This is a genomic window from Kitasatospora sp. MMS16-BH015, from assembly GCF_002943525.1.
Lineage (GTDB): Bacteria > Actinomycetota > Actinomycetes > Streptomycetales > Streptomycetaceae > Kitasatospora.
Map to the genome: position 1 here is coordinate 518655 of NZ_CP025394.1, position 17874 is coordinate 536528.

The 17874-nt window shown below is 73.7% G+C and carries 13 protein-coding genes; 3 read left to right on the forward strand and 10 right to left on the reverse strand.

The genetic code is table 11. From position 1 onward, the window contains the following. Positions 1-4: 4 nt before the first annotated feature. Positions 5-1354, reverse strand: a complete 1350-nt coding sequence (locus tag CFP65_RS02325) for a glycosyltransferase 87 family protein (RefSeq protein ID WP_254552177.1) — start codon at positions 1352-1354, stop codon at positions 5-7. A gap of 280 nt (positions 1355-1634) precedes the next feature. On the opposite strand from CFP65_RS02325, the gene CFP65_RS02330 reads away from it, so the two are divergent. Then, positions 1635-2771 carry a molybdopterin-dependent oxidoreductase gene (locus tag CFP65_RS02330; RefSeq protein ID WP_104820591.1) on the forward strand — a complete coding sequence of 379 codons (1137 nt, stop codon included), beginning with the start codon at positions 1635-1637 and terminating at the stop codon, positions 2769-2771. Then, on the forward strand, positions 2768-3223 hold the full coding sequence (locus CFP65_RS02335) for a hypothetical protein (protein WP_104814509.1): 456 nt from the start codon (positions 2768-2770) through the stop codon (positions 3221-3223). The genes CFP65_RS02330 and CFP65_RS02335 overlap by 4 nt, the downstream gene beginning before the upstream one ends. Here the strand turns inward: CFP65_RS02335 and CFP65_RS02340 are convergent. The 4 genes from CFP65_RS02340 to CFP65_RS02355 form a co-directional block, all read right to left on the reverse strand. Continuing rightward, positions 3189-4025 carry an S-methyl-5'-thioadenosine phosphorylase gene (locus CFP65_RS02340; RefSeq protein ID WP_104820592.1) on the reverse strand — a complete coding sequence of 279 codons (837 nt, stop codon included), beginning with the start codon at positions 4023-4025 and terminating at the stop codon, positions 3189-3191. The genes CFP65_RS02335 and CFP65_RS02340 overlap by 35 nt on opposite strands. A gap of 131 nt (positions 4026-4156) precedes the next feature. Beyond that, positions 4157-4828 (reverse strand): response regulator transcription factor, encoded by a 672-nt coding sequence (locus CFP65_RS02345; RefSeq protein WP_104814510.1) that lies wholly within the window; start codon positions 4826-4828, stop codon positions 4157-4159. Between the two features lie 3 nt (positions 4829-4831). Next, positions 4832-6013 carry a sensor histidine kinase gene (locus CFP65_RS02350; protein ID WP_104820593.1) on the reverse strand — a complete coding sequence of 394 codons (1182 nt, stop codon included), beginning with the start codon at positions 6011-6013 and terminating at the stop codon, positions 4832-4834. 27 nt (positions 6014-6040) lie between these two features. Beyond that, positions 6041-8308 (reverse strand): MMPL family transporter, encoded by a 2268-nt coding sequence (locus CFP65_RS02355; protein WP_104814511.1) that lies wholly within the window; start codon positions 8306-8308, stop codon positions 6041-6043. 260 nt (positions 8309-8568) lie between these two features. Between CFP65_RS02355 and CFP65_RS02360 the strand changes: the two genes are divergently transcribed. Further along, positions 8569-9789 carry a hypothetical protein gene (locus tag CFP65_RS02360; protein WP_174805495.1) on the forward strand — a complete coding sequence of 407 codons (1221 nt, stop codon included), beginning with the start codon at positions 8569-8571 and terminating at the stop codon, positions 9787-9789. Positions 9790-9815: 26 nt separating this feature from the next. Here the strand turns inward: CFP65_RS02360 and CFP65_RS02365 are convergent, their stop codons facing one another. The 5 genes from CFP65_RS02365 to dacB all read right to left on the reverse strand — a co-directional run bounded on the left by CFP65_RS02365 (position 9816) and on the right by dacB (position 17872). Then, positions 9816-10805 carry an MASE1 domain-containing protein gene (locus CFP65_RS02365; RefSeq protein WP_104814512.1) on the reverse strand — a complete coding sequence of 330 codons (990 nt, stop codon included), beginning with the start codon at positions 10803-10805 and terminating at the stop codon, positions 9816-9818. A gap of 74 nt (positions 10806-10879) precedes the next feature. Continuing rightward, the gene (locus CFP65_RS02370) at positions 10880-11707 is read right to left on the reverse strand and encodes a PP2C family protein-serine/threonine phosphatase (RefSeq protein ID WP_254552178.1); all 828 of its coding nucleotides are present in this window, start codon (positions 11705-11707) and stop codon (positions 10880-10882) included. Between the two features lie 78 nt (positions 11708-11785). After that, a complete protein-coding gene (locus CFP65_RS02375) occupies positions 11786-14440 on the reverse strand; it encodes a TIM-barrel domain-containing protein (RefSeq protein ID WP_254552179.1) in 2655 nt (884 codons plus the stop codon). A 115-nt stretch (positions 14441-14555) separates the two neighbouring features. Then, positions 14556-16160, reverse strand: coding sequence for a phospholipase D-like domain-containing protein (locus tag CFP65_RS02380; protein WP_104814514.1), 1605 nt, complete (start codon positions 16158-16160; stop codon positions 14556-14558). Between the two features lie 104 nt (positions 16161-16264). After that, complete coding sequence (gene dacB / locus CFP65_RS02385) at positions 16265-17872, reverse strand: D-alanyl-D-alanine carboxypeptidase/D-alanyl-D-alanine-endopeptidase (protein WP_158701988.1); 1608 nt, start codon at positions 17870-17872, stop codon at positions 16265-16267. Positions 17873-17874: the final 2 nt, after the last annotated feature.

Genomic DNA, 17874 nt, shown 5'->3' on the forward strand with positions numbered 1-17874 from the left:
AGCGCTACCGAAGCCACTGACCGGCGAGCGCCGGCCGCGCGGCGCGGACCACCCGCCGGCGGCGCAGCACCGGAACCACCAGCACGACCAGCAAGGCTGCCCCATAAGCGAGTTGCTGCACCGCCTGGCCACCCACCAGGTAGAGCACCTGCCCGGCGGCCGGCACCGCCAGCCACTCCCAGCGGCCGTCGAGGGCCACCAAGGCGACCACCAGCAGCCCGTACCACGGGTAACCGGGGGCGACCAGCAGCAGCGCCGTGCCCGTCACCGACAGCGCACCGGCCCACGGCCGCCGCCGGTCGCCCCGGCGCAGCACCCGGAGCACCACCGCGGCGAGCACCAGAGCGGCCGCCCAGGGCGCGAGGCCATCGGGCAGCACCAGGCGCAGCAGCCCGAACCGGTCGAGGTGCCCCTGCTCGTACCCCTCCTCCCGCAGGTAGCCCGGCAGGTAGCCCAGCACGGCGGGGCCCGAGGCCGCCACGTACGGGAGGTAGGCGAGCGCGAAGGCGCCGAGCGCGGCCCCGGCGAGCAGCAGGTCGGCGCGGGTGGGGCGCCTGGCCAGGATGCCGGACAGCGCGCCGGGCAGCGCCAGGGCCGGCAGCAGCTTGGTCGCGACGGCCGCCCCCAGCAGCAGCCCTCCCCGGACGGACCGCCTGCGCACCGCACAGCCGAGCCCGGCCACCGTCAGCAGCGCACCGAGCGTGTCCACGTGCGCGTCGTTGACCGCCCACACCGTCACCCCGGGGCACCAACCCCACAGCGCGGCGCACCACTTGTCCGTCCCGCGCCGCCACAGCAGCAGCGCGGTGGTCGCCACCGCCAGCACCGCCCCGGCGGCCTGCACCCCGCGCACGCCACCCCCGAACGGATGCACCGCGAGGAACCAGGCCTGCGCCACCGGCGGGTAGACGGTGTGCACGGCCGGGCGGTTGATCCGCGTGCAGTCTCCGGCCGCCGTGCGGTGCTCGTCCCAGGCCCGGCAGCCGTCGCCCACCGGGAAGAGACCCGGATCGCGCAGCCGCGCCAGCGCCGGGTCCTCGGGGGTGTGCGCGTACGGGGAGATCCCGGCCGCCTGGACCCGGCCGTCCCAGACGTACCGGTAGGCGTCGTCGCTCGTGCGCGGCGGTGCCATCAGCCCGACGGCGGCCACGGCGACACCGCCGGCCAGCACCACCGGCGCCACCCACCGGGCGGGCACCGCGCGCAGCAGCAGCACCGCCGCGCCGAACAGCACGGCGTCGAGCAGGTACCAGCCGCCGAGCGGGAGGCCACCGTGGCCGGTGACGGTCAGCGCCAGCGCCGTGACCAGTACGGCGAGGACGAGGAGGCAGGGCAGCACGCGATGGGGGATCACCCGGCCCACCCTCCCACCACCGGCGCCGCGCAGACCGGAGCGCGAGCGGGACGTTCGGATTCCGTAAGCAGGGCGGACCACGGAAGGGACGGCCGTCGTCCCCGCACAGGGCGGACCACGCACGCGACGTTCGGAATCCGTAAGCACGCCGGAGCACCGGAGCGGCCCCGCGGAGCGCTTCGATGAACGGGTGGACACCGAACCCGCCGACTCCGGCGCACCGACCGCCCGCCGTCCCGACGACCGATCACCGGCCACCCGCCGCCGCTACGATCCGCCGCTGCCACCTCCCCCGCCCTTCCTCCGCCGCGGGCCGTTCCGCGCCGGGGCGTTCAGCTCTCCGCTGCGCGAACCGCGGACCGTGGTGGTGGTCGGCCGCTGGCTCGGCGCCGCCCTGCTGGTCTGCTTCCTGACCGGGCTGACCAGCCATCTGCTCCAGGACCCGCCCGCCTGGCTCGCGCCGCACCTGCCCCCGCGGCCGGTGAACGGCTACCGCGTCACCCAGGGGCTGCACGTGATCAGCGGCCTGGCGGCGATCCCGCTGGCCGGCGCGAAGTTGTGGGCCGTCTACCCCCGGCTCTTCGAGTGGCCGCCGGCCCGCAGCGTGCTGCACGCACTCGAACGGCTGGCCGTCGCGGTCCTCGTCGGAGCCGTGCTGCTGGAGCTGTTCACCGGCCTGCTGAACACCCTGCAGTGGTACCCGTGGCCGTTCCCGTTCCGGCAGACCCACTTCTGGCTGGGCTGGCTGGCCATCGGCGGCCTGCTGGTCCACCTGGCCGTCAAGGCACCGCTCATCGCGGCCAATTGGTGGCGACGGGCCGCTCCGGCCCTGGCGCAGCGCCGGGCGTTCCTCACCTCCACCGCCGCTGCGGCCGGTGCCGTCACCCTGGTCACCGCCGGACAGAGCGTGCCCTGGCTGCGGGCCCTGGACCTGCTCGCCCCGCGCCGCCCGGACCTGGGGCCTCAGGGCCTGCCGGTGAACCGCACCGCCGCCCAGGCCGGGACGCTCACCCCGCCCGCCGACTGGCGGCTGCGGGTGGACGGACCCCGGCCGTACACCCTCTCCCTCGCCCAACTCGGCGAACTGCCCCAGCACTCGGCCGAGTTGCCGATCGCCTGTGTGGAGGGCTGGAGCGCCAGCGCCCGGTGGACCGGGGTCCGGCTGGCCGAGCTGGCCCGCCGGGCCGGCGCCCCGCCCGGCTCGGCGCTGCGGGTCACCTCGCTGGAGGCCGAGGGGCCGTACCGGGTGACCGAGATGCCGGCGCCGTACGTGGAGGACCCACTCAGTCTGCTCGCCCTGCGGGTCAACGGCGAGGTGCTGGCCGCCGACCACGGCTTCCCCGCGCGGGTGATCGCGCCGAACCGGCCCGGTGTGCTGCAGACCAAGTGGGTCACCCGGATCGAGGTGATCGCATGACCAGGGTGGTACGAGCCCTGCTGCTGTCGGCGGGGCTGGCCGTGCTCGGCTACGGCCTCGCCGGGCTGCTCACCGATCCCTACGTCACCGACCCGCTCGGCGTGGCGGTCTGGGCGGTGGGTGCCCTGCTGGTCCACGACGGCCTCTGGCTGCCGCTGGTCTGCGCCCTGGGCGCGGCCCTGGCCCGCGCCACCGCCCCACGCGGCACCGTGCGGCACAGCTCGGTGCTGCGCGGCTGGCTGGCGGTGGCCGCCGCCCTCAGCGCCGTCGGTCTGCCGGCGGTGCTGAGGGCGGGCCGGGACGGCGGCAACCCGACCGTGCTGCCGCTGCCCTACCTGCGCAACTGGCTGCTGGTGCTGGCCACCACCGCCCTCCTGGCGCTGTCGGTCGCGCTCCTCCGGCGGTGGCGCCGCGCCGTCAGGCGCCGGGCACCCCGGGCAGGCCGGGGGTGAGGCCGTCCAGGGCGTGGCCGCAGGCGCACTCGCGCAGGGCCGGCAGGCGCTCCAGCGTCTTGAACAGCACGGCGCGCAGCCGGTCCAGGTTGCGGGCGAACTCCGCCAGCACCTCGCCGTGGGTGACGCCCTCACCGCTCTGCACGCCCGCGTCCAGGTCGGTGACCAGGGCCACCGAGCTGTAGCAGAGCCCGAGTTCACGGGCCAGCACGGCCTCGGGGTGGCCCGTCATGCCGACCACCGACCAGCCGTTGGCGGTGAACCAGCGGGATTCGGCGCGGGTGGAGAAGCGCGGGCCCTCGATCACCACCAGGGTGCCGCCGTCCACCGGCTCCCAGGCCGCCTCCCGGGCCGCCTCCAGCGCGGCCCGCCGCCCGGCCGGGCAGTACGGGTCGGCCATCGAGACGTGCACCACCCCGGGCACCGTGCCGTCGGGCAGCGGCAGGCCGTCGTAGAAGGTCTGCACCCGCCCGGAGGTCCGGTCCACGAACTGGTCGGGCACCAGCAGGGTGCCCGGCCCGTACTCGGGGCGCAGCCCGCCGACCGCGCAGGGCGCCACCACCTGGCGCACGCCCAGCGCGTGCAGCGCCCACAGGTTGGCGCGGTAGTCGATCCGGTGCGGCGGCAGCCGGTGCCCGCGTCCGTGCCGGGGTAGGAAGGCGACCCGGCGGCCCGCCACCTCCCCCACGCACACCGCGTCGCTCGGCTCCCCGTACGGGGTCGTCACCCGCACCTCGGTGACCTCCGTCAGCAGCTCGTACAGCCCGGATCCGCCGATCACGCCCAACTCGGCGCTCGGCATGATGCCCTGGTCGACCGTCATTGCGCTCCGCCCTTCTGCTCGGGAACAACCTCCCGGCCACTGTAGGAACGGATCACGGCCGCAGCCGGGCCCGGCACCTTACAGAACACGAACGTCCGGCCGGCGGGCGGTCAGCCGGTGGCGCCGGGGTGGGCGAGGCCGGACTGGTAGGCGATCACGACCAGTTGGGCGCGGTCACGGGCGTCCAGCTTGGTCATCGCACGGTTCACGTGGGTCTTGGCGGTGAGCGGGGTGACGAAGAGGCGGCTGGCGATCTCCTCGTTGGAGAGGCCGGCCGCGACCAGGGTGACCACCTCCCGTTCCCGGGCGGTGAGGGCGGCGAGGCGGCCGGACGCGGCGACGGGCAGCGCCGGCTGGGCCAGGAAGCGGGCGATCAGGGCGCGGGTCGCGGCCGGGGAGAGCAGCGAGTCGCCGGCCGCCACCACCCGGATCGCGGTGAGCAGCTCCTCCGGGTCGATCCCCTTGCCGAGGAACCCACCGGCGCCGGCCCGCAGCGCCTCGGCGACGTACTGCTCGTTCTCGAAGGTGGTCAGCACCAGCACCTTCACCGCGCCGAGGGCCGGGTCGGCGGTGATCTCCCGGGTGGCGGCCACGCCGTCCAGCTCGGGCATCCGGATGTCCATCAGCACCAGGTCGGGCCGCAGCGCCCGGGTCATCGAGACCGCCTGCCGACCGGTGCCGGCCTCGCCCACCACCTCCAGGTCCTCGGTGGAGTCGATCAGCAGCCGGAAGGTGCCGCGCAGCAGGGCCTGGTCGTCGGCGAGCAGCACGCGGATGGTCATGGGTCAGCCCTTGGGTCGGAGCGGGAGTTCGGCGTGCACCCGGAAGCCGCCGCCCGGGCGGGGCCCGGCGCTCAGGGTGCCACCGACGGCGCGGGCGCGCTCGTGCATGCCGATCATCCCGTGCCCGCCGCCGTGACCGAGCCCGCCATGGCCGGGTCTGCCGCCGCCGATACCGTCGTCGGTGACCGTGACGGTCAGCGCCGCCGGCCCGGCGGCCAGCCGGACCAGGGCCGCGCCGGCCCCGGCGTGCTTGTGGGTGTTGGTCAGCGCCTCCTGGACGATCCGGTAGGCGGTCAGTTCGGAGAGCTGCGGCAGCTCCTCGACCGGTCCGGTGCGTTCCAGACCCACCGTCAGGCCGGCGTGCCGGAAGGAGTCGAGCAGGGCGGGCAGGTCGGCCAGGCCGGGGGTCGGCTCGTGCGGCTCCTCGCCCTCCTCGCGGCCGCGCAGCAGGCCCACGGTGGCCCGCAGCTCGTCCAGCGCGGCCCGGCTGGTGTCGCGGATCCGCTCCAGCGCCTGGTAGGCGTGCTCCGGGTCACGCCGCATCAGGTGGTGCGCCACCCCGGCCTGGGCGTTCACCAGGGTGATGTGGTGGGCCACCACGTCGTGCAGCTCGCGGGCGATCCGGATCCGCTCCTCGGTGACCCGGCGCCGGGCCTCGTCCTCCTTGGTGCACTCGGCGCGTTCGGCCCGGTCGCGGTAGGAGGCGATCAACTCCCGGCGGCTGCGCAGCGCGTCGCCGACGGCGACGGCGGCGCCCGTCCAGCCGAGCACCCCGAGGTTCTCGGCCAGCCGGTCCAGGCCCGGGCGGAAGAGGAGGCCGGAGACCAGCAGCACGGCGGCCGAGCCGAAGCCGACCCGCCAGGCGGTGACCCGGTCGGTGGTGACCGCCACCCAGTAGAGCGCGAAGATGACGGAGAGCGGGGTGGCGGCCACCGAGGGCGTGAGGGCGTAACTGAGCTCGGCGGCCAGTACGGTGGCCGCGGCCACCGGGATCGGCCGGCGGCTGCGCAGCAGCAGCGGTAGGCAGGAGAGCACCAGCACCAGCACGGTCAGCGAGACCGACTTGTGCTGCTGGTACGCGGCGGTCAGCGCGATCGGCAGACCGAGCGCCAGGCAGGTGAGGGTGGCGACGAGATCGGCCACGGTCGGCCGCGCACGCTGCCAGTCCCGGAACCGTTCGATCATCGCCACCCTCCCACCTTAGATCGCTGGTCAGCGCCGACCGGCACGGCTGCGCCGGTCACCCGCGGCGTCGGCGTCCAGCGAAGCGTCCGCGTCCGACGGAGCGGCCTGGCCGACCACGGTCGGCTGAGGTGCGCGGACCGGCTCGGGGTCGGGCTCGCCCTCCACCGAGACGTGCGGCAGCGCCCGGTCCAGCCAGCGGGGCAGCCACCAGTTGGCCTTGCCGAACCGGTGCATCAGCGCCGGCACCAGCACCAGCCGCACCAGCAGCACGTCCATCAGCACCGCCACCGAGAGGCCCAGGCCGAACTCGGCGATCATGCGCTGCCCGCCGAACATGAAGCTCGCGAAGACCGATCCCATGATCACGGCGGCGGCGGTGATCACCAGGCCGGTCTCGCCGTGGCCCACCCGCACCGAGCGGTGGTTGTCCCCCGTCCGGTGCCACTCCTCGTGCATCCGGCTGATCAGGAAGACCTGGTAGTCCATCGAGAGGCCGAACAGGATCGCGATGATCATCGTGGGGGCGAAGGCCTCCACCGGCCCGGCCGCGCCGGCGCCCAGCGCCTCGGAGCCCCAGCCCCACTGGAAGACCGCGATGATCACCCCGAAGGCCACACCCATGGTGAGCAGGTTCATCACGGCGCCGAGCAGCGGCACCAGCAGGCTGCGGAAGGCGATCATCATCAGCAGGCAGCCGAGGCCCACGATGATCCCCACGAAGAGCGGCAGCTTGCCGGTGAGCACCTCGGCGAAGTCCGCCGAGGTCGCCGTCGCACCGCCGACCACCACCTCCAGGCCGGTGCCGTGCTCGGCCGCCGGGATGACCTCCTTGCGCAGGTGGGTGATCAGCTCCGTGGTCTGCTCGGACTGCGGGGAGCTGGTCGGCACCACGCTCACCGGGACGACCTGCTGGCCCGGCTTCGCCGGCAGTGCCGTCACCCGGGCGATGCCGGGCGTCTGCTTCAGCTCGGCGACCAGGTGGTCGAGGGCCTGCTGGTCAGCCGGTCCCTTGGTCTGCGCGACCAGCAGCAGCGGCCCGTTGGAGCCCGGGCCGAAGCCCTGCGCCATCAGGTCGTACGCCTGCCGGGTGGTGCTGCTCTTGGGGTTGTTGCCGGCGTCCGAGCTGCCGAGGCGCAGCGAGAAGACCGGCAGCGCCACGGCGACCAGCAGGGCGAGGGCGACCAGCGCCTTGCCCAGCGGCCGGGCCTCGACCTTGGCCGCCCAGCGGCCGAAGGCGCCGCTGTCGGTGTGCGCCGAGAGCTCCCCGGCGGCCAGCCGGCGGCGCTGGCCGCGGCTGAGCACCCGCAGCTTCAGCAGCCCGAGCAGGGCGGGCAGCAGGGTGACGGCGGCCAGCACGGTCATCGCCACGGTGACGGCGGCGCCGATCGCCATGCCGTTCAGGAAGCCGATGCCGAGCACCAGCATGCCGAGCAGCGCCACCACCACGGTCGCGCCGGCGAAGACCACGGCCCGGCCGGAGGTGTTCAGCGCCCGTGCCACCGACTCCTCCACGCTCAGGCCCGCCATCAGCCCCTTGCGGTGCCGGTTGACCACGAAGAGCGCGTAGTCGATCCCGACCCCGAGGCCGACCAGCGAGGCCAGCGTCGGCGCGGTGTCGGCCAGCGAGACGGCGTGGCTGAGCAGGCCGATGCCGAGCACCCCGGCCCCGACCCCGGCCGCGCCGGTCAGCACCGGCAGCACGGCGGCCCAGCCCGAGCGGAAGATCAGCAGCAGGATGGCCAGCGCGGCGGCGATCCCGACCAGCTCGCTGGTGCCGCCCGCGTGCCGCTCGGTCTTGCCGATCGCCCCGCCGCCGGCCTGCACGTCCAGCGCCGGGGTGCGGGCCTGCTCGACCAGCTTGACCACCTGCTCGGCGTCCCCCTTGGCCACGTGCATGGCCTCCTGGGTGAAGACCACCTGGGCGTAGGCGGTGCGGCCGTCCGCGCTGATCTGCGCGGCGCCGTGCGGGCCGTACGGGCCGGCCACCGAGGCGACGCCGGGGCTGTGCGCGATCTTCTCCAGGGCGCCGGTCATCCGGTCCTTGACGGCCGGATCGGTCACCGGGGTGCCGTCGGTGCTGTGCCAGACCACGGTGTCCTGGTCGCCGGCGGCGGCCGGCAGGCTCGACTTCAGCAGGTCCATGGCCTTGCTGGATTCGGTCGAGGGCAGCGACAGGCTGTTGCTGTAGGCCGTCCCGGCCTTGCCGGAGACGGCGGCCAGGCCGAGGAGCAGGCCGAGCCAGAGCAAGACGGTCACGACCCGGTGCCGGTGGCACCAGCGGGCAAGGGCGGACATCGAACCTCCTGGTACGTGGAACCGTTCCAGGCTCCGCGAAGCACGCGGATCCGTCGTCCGGCGGCCGCAGGCCATCGGTCTACTGCGTTCGTAGTACGGGGAGGAGCTGACGCCGTGTGAGGTGGGGCCGACCGGGCCATCGTCCGCCTCCGGTGGCGCAACGCGAGGAGAGGGATGCGGAGGGTTGTGGTCCGATGATCACACAACCCCTCCCGGACGCCGTCGCCAGCGGCGTACGTCCCTACGATCGAGAGGTTCCCATGCTCTTCACCGCACGTCGCAGCACCCGCAGCCGGCACCTCACCCGCCGCCTGGCCGTCGCCGGTGCCGCGTTGGCCGCGACCGCCGGCCAGGTGCTGGCCGCCCCGGTGGCGGGGGCCAGGGGCCCCGGGCCGGCCGCCCCACTGGCCGCCACGCCCCACGCGACCACGATCAGCGACAACCAACTGCCGTTCACCACCCGGTACGAGCACGACATGCACGGCTCGATCACCCGGATCAGCAACAGCCTGATGACCTGTGACGAGACCAAGCAGCCGCCGCTGGACCCCAACCAGGCGGCCTGCGTGGACGCCCGCAAGGGCGACGGCCCCCTCCCGATCAACAACAACTTCTACATGAAGTACATCAACATCGACCCGGGCGGCTTCGGCCCGGCCGGCGACCCGATCTACTCCGCCAGCTCCGCCGACCTCCACCTCATGGAGGGCTCCGAGGTCAAGTACGCCCGCCTCTACTGGGGCGGGACGCGCGGCATCGGCTCGACCGTGCTGCCGGACAGCAAGGTCGACGAGGTCTACCTCAAGCTGCCGGGCGACGCCAAGTACACCGACATCGCCAACGACCAGCCCACCATCGGGTCCATCACCACCACCGACGAGAGCAGCTACCAGGCCTCCGCCGACGTGACCGACCTGGTCAGGCAGCACGGCAACGGCACCTACACCGTGGCCAACATGGACTCCGTGGTCCAGCCGCACAGTTGGGGCGGCTGGACGATCGTGGTCGCCTACGAGAACCCCTGCCTGCCGTACCGCAACATCCACCTGTGGGACGGCTTCCAGGTCGAGCTGCCCGACCGCCCGACCCGCACCATCGAGCTGCACGACCTGAAGACCCCGGGCACCGCCGACTCGGACGTGCGCGGCAAGCTCGGGTACGTGGTCTACGACGGCGACCTCAAGTGGACCGGCGACACCGTGGCCGTGCAGACCAACACCAGCCAGCCGACCCAGTTCACCGACGTCAACCACAAGGCCAACGACGCGTTCAACTCGACCATCGAGGAGCTGGACCCGATCGACCGGTTCAAGCGGAACCCGTACAACCGGAACAACTTCGGTTACGACTCCGACACTTGGGACATCTCCAACCTCCTGCACGTCGGCGACGACACCATCACCGTCACCTTCGACACCGACAAGGACGGCTACGACCTGGGCGTCTTCTTCACCCACATCGACCTGAGCTGCCCGCACTAGAACCTAAGACCGAGACCCCGGCCGGCTCAGCCGTCCCGGTCCGTGCCCCGCTCCCGGCCCTCCACGGGAGCGAGGCGCTCCACCACCTCGGCGAGAGCGGCGCAGGCCTGCTCGATGGTCTGCAGGGTGTTCTCCCGCTCGGTGGTGACGGCGGCGAGCAGCAGGCCGGTCAGCGCGGCCACGGCGTTGAACGCCTGCAGCACGACCATGGTGGCGAGCAGGCCGTGGCCGGCGAACGGGCCGGTGTGGCCGACGGCGGCGGGGACGGCGAAGAGGGAGACCGTCAGCGCGCAGGGCGCGGCGCCGGCCAGCCGGAACCGCAGCGCGGCCCACATGACCACCGGGAAGACCAGGAAGAGCAGCGAGAGCGTGCTGCGGGTGGCCACCACCACGAGCAGCACGGTGCTCGCCACCAGGGCCGCCGCCTCGGCCCAGCGGTGCGGCGGCACCTCCCGGGGCAGCCGGGCGGAGCGGGCGGCCAGCAGCAGCGGGGTGACCACCAGCACGCCCATCGCGTCCCCGGTCCACCAGGCCGACCAGACCGGCCAGAACTGGCCGGTCGGCACCGCCCCCTCGGCGGAGAGCACCAGGCAGGCCGCACTCGCGCTGACCACGGTGGAGAGGAACGCCCCCAGGAAGACCAGGGCCACCCCGTCCCGCAGCCGGTCCAGCTCCACCCGGAAGCCCATCCGGCCGAGCAGCAGCACCGCGGCCACCGGCGCGGCCGTGCTGCCGGCGGCGATCGCGAAGGAGCCGGGGGTGAGGGGGCCGAAGCCCGCGATCACCGCCAGCGCGCCGATCGCGATCCCGGGCCAGACCCGCAGGCCGAACAGCAGCAGCCCGGCCACCGCGACCCCGGTGGGCGGCCAGAGCGGGGTGACGTGCACGCCGCCGACCACCACCTGGGCGAGCAGGCCGAGCTTGCCGCCCACCCAGTACCCGAGCGCGAGGCCGAGCACCGCCAGGGCCGTGGCCCCCCGTCTCCCGGCCTCCGTTTCGCGCAGCACAGCAGCCATCAGACCGCACTCCGGCCCCGGCGCCGCCCGTGACACGCCCGGCCGGCCCCCGGGTCACCCCCCGGCCGCCGGCCTCACGGGTCCTCGTGGCGCAGCACCAGCACGGCGGCGTCGTCCGAGTGGCCGGTGAGCTCGGCCAGCTTGATCACCTCGGCGGCCAGCTCCGCCGGCTCGGCGCCCACCCCGGCCCGGACCGCCCGCAGCACCTGCTCCAGCCCGGCCTCCAGCGGGAAGGACGGCCCCTCCACCACCCCGTCGGTCACCAGGACCACCGCCTCCGACCCGGAGAGCCGCCGCCTGGTCACCGGGTACACCTCGCCCGGCGCGATGCCCAGCGGCATCCCCACCCCGTCCTCCTCCGCCACCGCGGACCGCCCGTCCGCGCTCGCCCAGACGGCCGGGACGTGCCCGGCCCGGGCGGAGGAGAGCACCCGGGTGGCGGGGTCGAAGTGCAGCAGGCAGCAGGTCGCGAAGAGCCCGTCCGGCAGCGAGAGCAGCAGCTCGTTGGTCCGGCTCAGCACCTCGCCCGGGTCGGTCCCGGCGGTAGCCAGCGCCCGCAGGCCGATCCGGACCTGGCCCATGAACACGGCCGCCTCCACGTCGTGGCCCTGCACGTCGCCGATGGAGAGCACCAGCGTGCCGTCCGTGAGCCGGAAGCCGTCGTACCAGTCGCCGCCGATGTCCAGCCCGTGCCGCGCGGGCGCGTACCGGGCGGCGGTCCGCAGCCCGGGCAGGCTCGGCAGCGAGGCCGGCAGCAGGTCCCGCTGCAGGGCCATGGCGAGCTCGACCCTGGCCCGCTGCAGCTCGGCGTGCTCCAGGGCCTGTTCGGTGAGCCGCCCGAGCCGCCCCAGCAGCTCGTGCGCGCTCACGGGCTGGGCCGGCCGGCGGCGGTTCGCGGCCACGAGACCCATTCTCACCTCACCCGATCGGCCCCGCCCTCCCGCCCGTCACGGCGGCCGGGAGGGCGGGGCCGCGAGCGGTCAGTGGCCGGGACCGCCGTGGATCAGGTTGACGGTGAAGGCGTGGTCGGTGGAGATCGACGGGGTCTTGATCCGGGTCACGCCCGTCGCGGCGTCGTAGTACCAGCCGGAGGCGGCGCCGGCCAGTGCGGCGGCCGAGGCCAGCTGCGGCAGCGGGCCGCCCTCGGTGACCACCCGGCGCGGGGCGGTGGCCTCGTGGACGGTCAGCTGGTAGGACCGGGCGGCCGGCTTTCCGGTGTAACTCCCGGCGCTGGCACCGATGGTGACCACGGTCGCGCCCTGGCCACCGCCGGGGGCGTGCAGGTCGACCCGCTGGGTGGCGGAGGCGCCGGCGGCGTACTGGCGGGTGGTGCCGTCGTCCTCGTAGAGGGTGTACGAGGTGTCGCCCTGCGGGTAGAGGTCGTAGTCCAGCTCGGCCTTGTCCCGGGTCTGCCAGGAGGTGGTGCCCTGCGGCCACATCGGGACGATCGAGCCGCCCTTGACGAACAGCGGCAGGGTGTCCAGCGGGGCCGAGTAGCCGTTGATCGTGGTCGGGCCCTGGTAGGTGCGGCCCGTCCAGTAGTCGGTCCAGGTGCCGGCGGGCAGGTAGATGCCGTCCCGGGTGCTGGTGTCGCTGTAGACCGGGGCCACCAGGAAGTCGGGGCCGGCCAGGAACTCGTAGGTGGCGTTCAGCGCCTGCTGGTCGCCCGGGTACTCCAGCGCGAGCGGGCGCACCGCGCCGATCCCGGTCGAGGTGGCCTCGTGCGAGAGGGTGTACATGTACGGGAGCAGACGCTCCTTGAGCTGCAGGTACTTGCGGTTGATCGAGGTGTACGGCTCGCCGTCCAGCCAGGGCTGCTGGTCGTGCGGCTTCTTGGTGGTGAGGTCGCTGGCCCAGCCGTCCATCGTCATGATGGTCGGGATGAACGCCTTCCACTGCAGGTCGCGGGCGTACATCTTGGGGTCGTGCCGGAAGATCGAGCCCACGTCGCCGGTGTCGTAGGCGATGCCGGACATGGTGGCCCCGGCGTAGGTCGGGATCTGCCAGCGGATGTAGTCCCAGGAGAGGCTCTGGTCGCCGCTCCACAGCACGCCGCAGCGCTGCGCCCCGGCCCAGGAGACCGGCAGCCAGACGAAGCCGCGGGCCTCGCTGTTGTTCTCGATGCCCGCCTTGGCCTGGTCGCAGGCGTTGAGCGCGAAGTCGTAGCCGTTGCCGACCCAGGCCACGTCCAGCTTGCGCACCACCGCGCCGGCCTTGACCTCCTCGGCCTGGTTGGGCAGGCCGTTCTGGGTCCACAGGCCGAGCTGGGCGTGGTCCTTGCGCAGGCCCTCGCCGGTCTGCGGCAGGTTCTCGTAGCCGCAGCCGTAGCCGTCGTTGACCAGCATCCAGCCGAGCGGCATCTGGTTCTGCACGTAGCCGTCGGCCACCTTCAGCGCGTCCAGGGTGTGCCGCTCGCCCCGGTTGGCGTTGTGCAGGTAGCAGTCGGAGTCGCCCGGCTCCAGGCCGTAGACCGGCGGCATGAACGGCTTGCCCACCAGCGCGGTGTACTTGCCGATCACCGACTTGGTGTCACCGACGAAGTAGTAGGCGTCCAGGCGCCGTTCCTGCTGGCCGGTGCGGACGGAGGGCCCGAAGTCGTAGATTCCGGGCGCGAATGTGTTGCGGAAGACGCCGTAGCCCGCGCTGGAGACGTAGAACGGCTGGGAGTTGTTGTAGCCGCCCTCGTTCCAGTTGAAGCTGTTGGCCACGTGCATCACCTGGTCGCGGTGCGAGTAGCTGCCGTTCTGCTCGCCGCCGCCGAAGAACTGCTCGTCGCCGCCCCGGGTCAGGCTCTGCCGCAGGCCGCTGGTGGACCAGCGCAGCGGCGCGTTCTCCTGCCAGATGACCGACCGGTCGTCGGCCTTGTAGAGGGCGAACCGCAGCGGCTGCTTGTAGACCCGCAGCACCACGTCCTTGGCACGGATGCCGTAGTAGGCCCCCGCGTCGAAGGAGCTGGTGTCGCGCTGCGGGTCGGGCTGCCTGCGCACGATGGTGCTGCCGGCCGGGTCGGTGAAGACGCCGTCGGGGGCGGCCTGGAGCCGGAGTTGGTCGTCGGCCAGGAAGTCCACCTTGGCCTTGAGGGAGCCGGCCGCGATCGCGTAGCTGCCGTTGCCGCCGTCGAAGGAGGTGAGGTTGCCGGCGTCGCTGGTCTGCGGCAGGTAGACGTGGCCGGTGAAGGCGGCGCTGTGCACGTCGTACGGCACCACCAGCACGTGGTACGTGCCGGAGGCGTTGGGGATCACGGTGGCCTCGGGGTCGGCGGTGCCCGCGCTCTCGGCCACCTCCTTGCCGTCGGCGCCGTAGACGTACAGGTCGAAGTCGTTGCTGCCGTCCGCCCACTGGATCGAGATCGGCACCCCGCCCTCGGGGTTGTCCGCCCAGTACCCGGCCGGCACGTCGACGGTCAGGTCGAACCGGTCGCAGGCCGCGCTGCCCTGCGGGCAGGTATCCGGACCGCCGAGGGTGCCCTTGGCGAAGACCGGGCTCTGCCAGGTCAGATCGGTGTGGGTGAGGTCGAGGACCCCGGAGGCCGGGGTGGCGGCCTGGGCCGGCAGGGCCGGCCCGGCCAGGGCCGTGACGGTGAGGACGGCGGCCGGCAGGGCCGACCGCCGTAGCCGCGAACGGAATGGGCGCACGAGGAGATCTCCCGTCGAGTGAGCATTTGCTGCGCAGTACTGCGCAAACCTGATCGAAAGCGGGGAGTTGCGCACCAAGATTCGCGGCGAACTGAGTGCATGTCAACCGTGCTGCTCAGGCCTTGCAGCGGCCGCTCGCCCAGTCGACGGTCGCGGTGGCCTGCGAGTAGCGCCACTCGGGGGCCAGCAGCTCGCGGTCCAACCGCCCGGCCGCGCCCCGGTCCTCCACCACGTAGCCGAAGTCCTGCAGCCAGGCCGGGTAGAGGTTCTTGGAGCCGATGAAGAAGGCCGAGCCGTCCACGGCGACCAGCTTGTGGTGCAGCGCGTAGGGGTGTCCGTCGGCCCAGGTCGGCGCGTCGGCGGCCCGGAAGGTGGCGAGCTGGAGGTTGCCGCAGAGCGCGGCGCCGGCCTTGCCCGCGTCCCCGGTGAGCTCGGTCAGCCGGGCCTTCAGCACGTCGCTGATCTCGGCGAGCGACTTGATCTGCGAGTAGCCCCCGCTGCCGACGGCGCCCCGGTTGGCCGGGTCGCTCACCACGATCCGCACCTTGACCCCGGCGGCCAGCTTGGCGGCCAGCGCCTGGTAGAGCCGGGCGTCGTAGCGGGGCAGCGGCGGGCAGGTGCCGTTCAGGTCCTGCTGGGAGATCTCGATGTGCTCCTGCGCGCTGCCGACCAGCGCGCGCAGGGCGTTCTCCTCCGGGTTGACCGTCTCGTAGTCCCGGTCGGCGTTGGTGTTGTCGTGCAGGGTCAGCGGGCCGCACTTGGCGCCCGCCGCACCGGTCACCGGCGCCGGGCGGTAGTCGGATGCGGGGTCCGAGGCCTTGATCCCCACCCCCAGGCCGCCGACGGCGATCACCGGGACGCTCCCGGCCGCGGCGGCGGGCGGGTTGAGCTCGCGCTCGATGGAGGGGCGGCAGGCCCCGCCGTCGGAGGAGGCGAACCAGGCGTTGTCGAACACCCCGGTGTGGCCGCAGGTCCACTCCCAGAGGGTGTCCAGGTACCGGGCGGCGGAGGTCGCGGCGGGCCCGCTCAGCGCGAGGTCCACGTCCGTGACGGGGTGGGCGGTGTCGAGGTAGTCGCTCTTCCAGCCGTTGATCCCGCCGGTGATGACGGTCCGTCCGTCCACCACCAGGAGCTTGGAGTGGTTCCAGGAGAAGGCCGTCCGGGAGGCGGTCATCGAGGCGATGTTCAGGCTGACCGAGCCGGCCGCCGGGCCCAGCTCGGCCACCAGCTCGTCCCGGTAGCGCGAGGGCAGCACATTGGCGTTGTAGACCGGCGCCGCCCCGACCAGGATCCGCACCACCGGCCGGTGCCCGGCCGCCACGGCCGCCTTGAGGCCCTCCACCAGGGCGTCCTCGAACCCGCCGTTCGGGAAGGGCGCGAGGGTGGAGACGTCCACCGTGCGGGTCGCGGCGGCCACGTCGGCGGTCATCCGGGCCAGCAGCTCCCGGGTGCCGGGGCGGTCCGCACAGGCGGCGTCGCCCCAGCACCCGGGCGTCTGGAGCAGCCAGCCGTCGCCGAGCGCGTTCCCCTCGGTCCGCTCCCAGGCCGTCCCCTCCAGCCCGGGCGACACCTCGCGCAACACCCGCTCCACGGCGTCGAGATGAGCGGTCGCCGCCCCGGTGTCGGCCTGGGCCGGTGTGCTGAGCAGGGCGGAGACCGCGGCGGCGGCGAGGGTGGCGCGCAGGGCGCGGCGGAGCCGGCCGGGGGTGGATCGGTACACGTGAGTTCCTTCGAGCACGGTGAACGGCACCACGGGTCAGCTGTGGGCCAACCAAATGCTACTCACAGGTAACTCACTGTTCAATTTGGCGATCTGACGGAGTGTCAGCAGTGGGAGAGGACCTCGCAGTCCTCCCAGCGGGTGCCGCCCTCGGGCAGGCTGCCCGAAGTGGCCGGAGCCTGGAAGGACTTCATCCGGGGAGCGGCCGGGGCGGCCGGGGCGGAGCCGGCCGGCGCCGCCGGGCCGGTGGCCAGGCGCACCGCGATCGCGTCGATCACCGGACGCGGGCTGGTGCCCGCGAAGTTGCTGACCATCACCGAGAAGACCAGCTTGCGGCCGTCGGGGGCGGTGGCGAAGCCGGTGAGGTTGTCCACGCCGCTCATCGAGCCGCTCTTGGCGTGCACGTTGTTCTCGGCCTTGGTGCCGCGCATCCGGGCGGCCAGCGTGCCGCCGGTCATCCGGTCCGGGTTGCCGGCCACCGGCAGCGCGTTGTACCAGGCGGTGAACCACGGCTTGGTCTGGGCCACCTTCATCAGGCCGGCCATCTGCGCGGGGGTGGTCAGGTCGTAGCGGGAGAGGCCGGAGCCGTCCACCTGGCGGCCGGCCGGGGTGCCCAGGCCGTTGGCCTTGAGGAAGCCCTTCACCTGGTTGATGCCGGTGGCCCAGTCGCCCTTGCCGCCCTTGACCTTACCGAGCTCCTTGGTGAGCTGCTCGGCCATGCCGTTGTTGCTGAGCTTGAGCATCGGGACGATCAGCTCGGCCAGCGTCTTGGAGTCGTGCGAGACCAGCGGCTGCGAGTCCTCGGTGCCGGTCGCCGTCCGCACGCCCGAGAGGGTGCGCACCCCGTGCCGGGCCAGCGCGCCCTCGAAGGCCTTGCCGGCCAGGGTCGCCGGGTCCTCGACGGTCTCCCAGTAGGTGACCGGGGCGGCGCCGGCCGCGATGCTGCCGGAGAGCAGCAACTCGTTGGCGCCCCGGCGGCGCTCCACCGCGGCGGTGGAGCCGCTGCCGGCCGCGCCGGTGGTGATGCCGCCGGTGAACTTCATCGGCGTCTCGGCGGGCACCACGGCCACCTTGGCCTGCTCCCCCGCCGCGCCCGGAGTGACCGTCACCTGCACGGTGCCCATGGTGTACTCGGCGTCGGTGGAGAGGGTCAGCCCGGATATCTGCGGGCTGTAGGAGTACGGCTGGTCGTCCCAGGCCCAGCCCGGCCCGTACGGGGTCGAGTCGTAGCGGCTGCCGTCGGCGAGCACCCGGCCGGTGACGGTGGTGATGCCGGTGGCCGCCACCTTGGCGGCCAGGTCGTCCAGGTCCTGGGTCAGCAGGCTCGGGTCGCCACCGCCGCGCAGCACCAGGTCGCCGTCCAGCAGGCTGCCGTAGGTGTCGCCGGTCGTGCGGACCTCGGTGGTGAACCGGTAGTCGGCGCCCAGCAGGTCGAGCGCGGCGGTGGAGGTGAAGGTCTTCAGCGTGGAGGCCGGGGTCAGCAGCGCCCCGGGCTGCCGCGCGTACAGCACCTGCCCGCTGTCGGCGTCCAGCACCTCCACCCCGGCCTGCGCGTTGGCCAGCCGGGCGTCGGCGAGCAGCGCGTCCAGGTCGGCCGTCAGCGTGGCGTCGACCGGAGCCGGGTTGTCGGCCTGGGCCGCACCGGCCAGCAGGGAGGCGGCGAGGGCAGCGGCGGCCAGCGGCAGGGCGCGGCGGTACGAGCGTACGGGCACGG

Excerpts from the sequence above, each read along its gene's own strand:
- CFP65_RS02340 (WP_104820592.1), bottom strand. The coding sequence starts at position 4,025 with ATGCCGAGCGCCGAGTTGGGCGTGATCGGCGGATCCGGGCTGTACGAG.
- CFP65_RS02365 (WP_104814512.1), bottom strand. The coding sequence starts at position 10,805 with ATGGCTGCTGTGCTGCGCGAAACGGAGGCCGGGAGACGGGGGGCCACG.
- CFP65_RS02355 (WP_104814511.1), bottom strand. The coding sequence starts at position 8,308 with ATGTCCGCCCTTGCCCGCTGGTGCCACCGGCACCGGGTCGTGACCGTC.
- CFP65_RS02350 (WP_104820593.1), bottom strand. The coding sequence starts at position 6,013 with ATGATCGAACGGTTCCGGGACTGGCAGCGTGCGCGGCCGACCGTGGCC.
- CFP65_RS02360 (WP_174805495.1), top strand. The coding sequence starts at position 8,569 with ATGCTCTTCACCGCACGTCGCAGCACCCGCAGCCGGCACCTCACCCGC.
- CFP65_RS02335 (WP_104814509.1), top strand. The coding sequence starts at position 2,768 with ATGACCAGGGTGGTACGAGCCCTGCTGCTGTCGGCGGGGCTGGCCGTG.
- CFP65_RS02345 (WP_104814510.1), bottom strand. The coding sequence starts at position 4,828 with ATGACCATCCGCGTGCTGCTCGCCGACGACCAGGCCCTGCTGCGCGGC.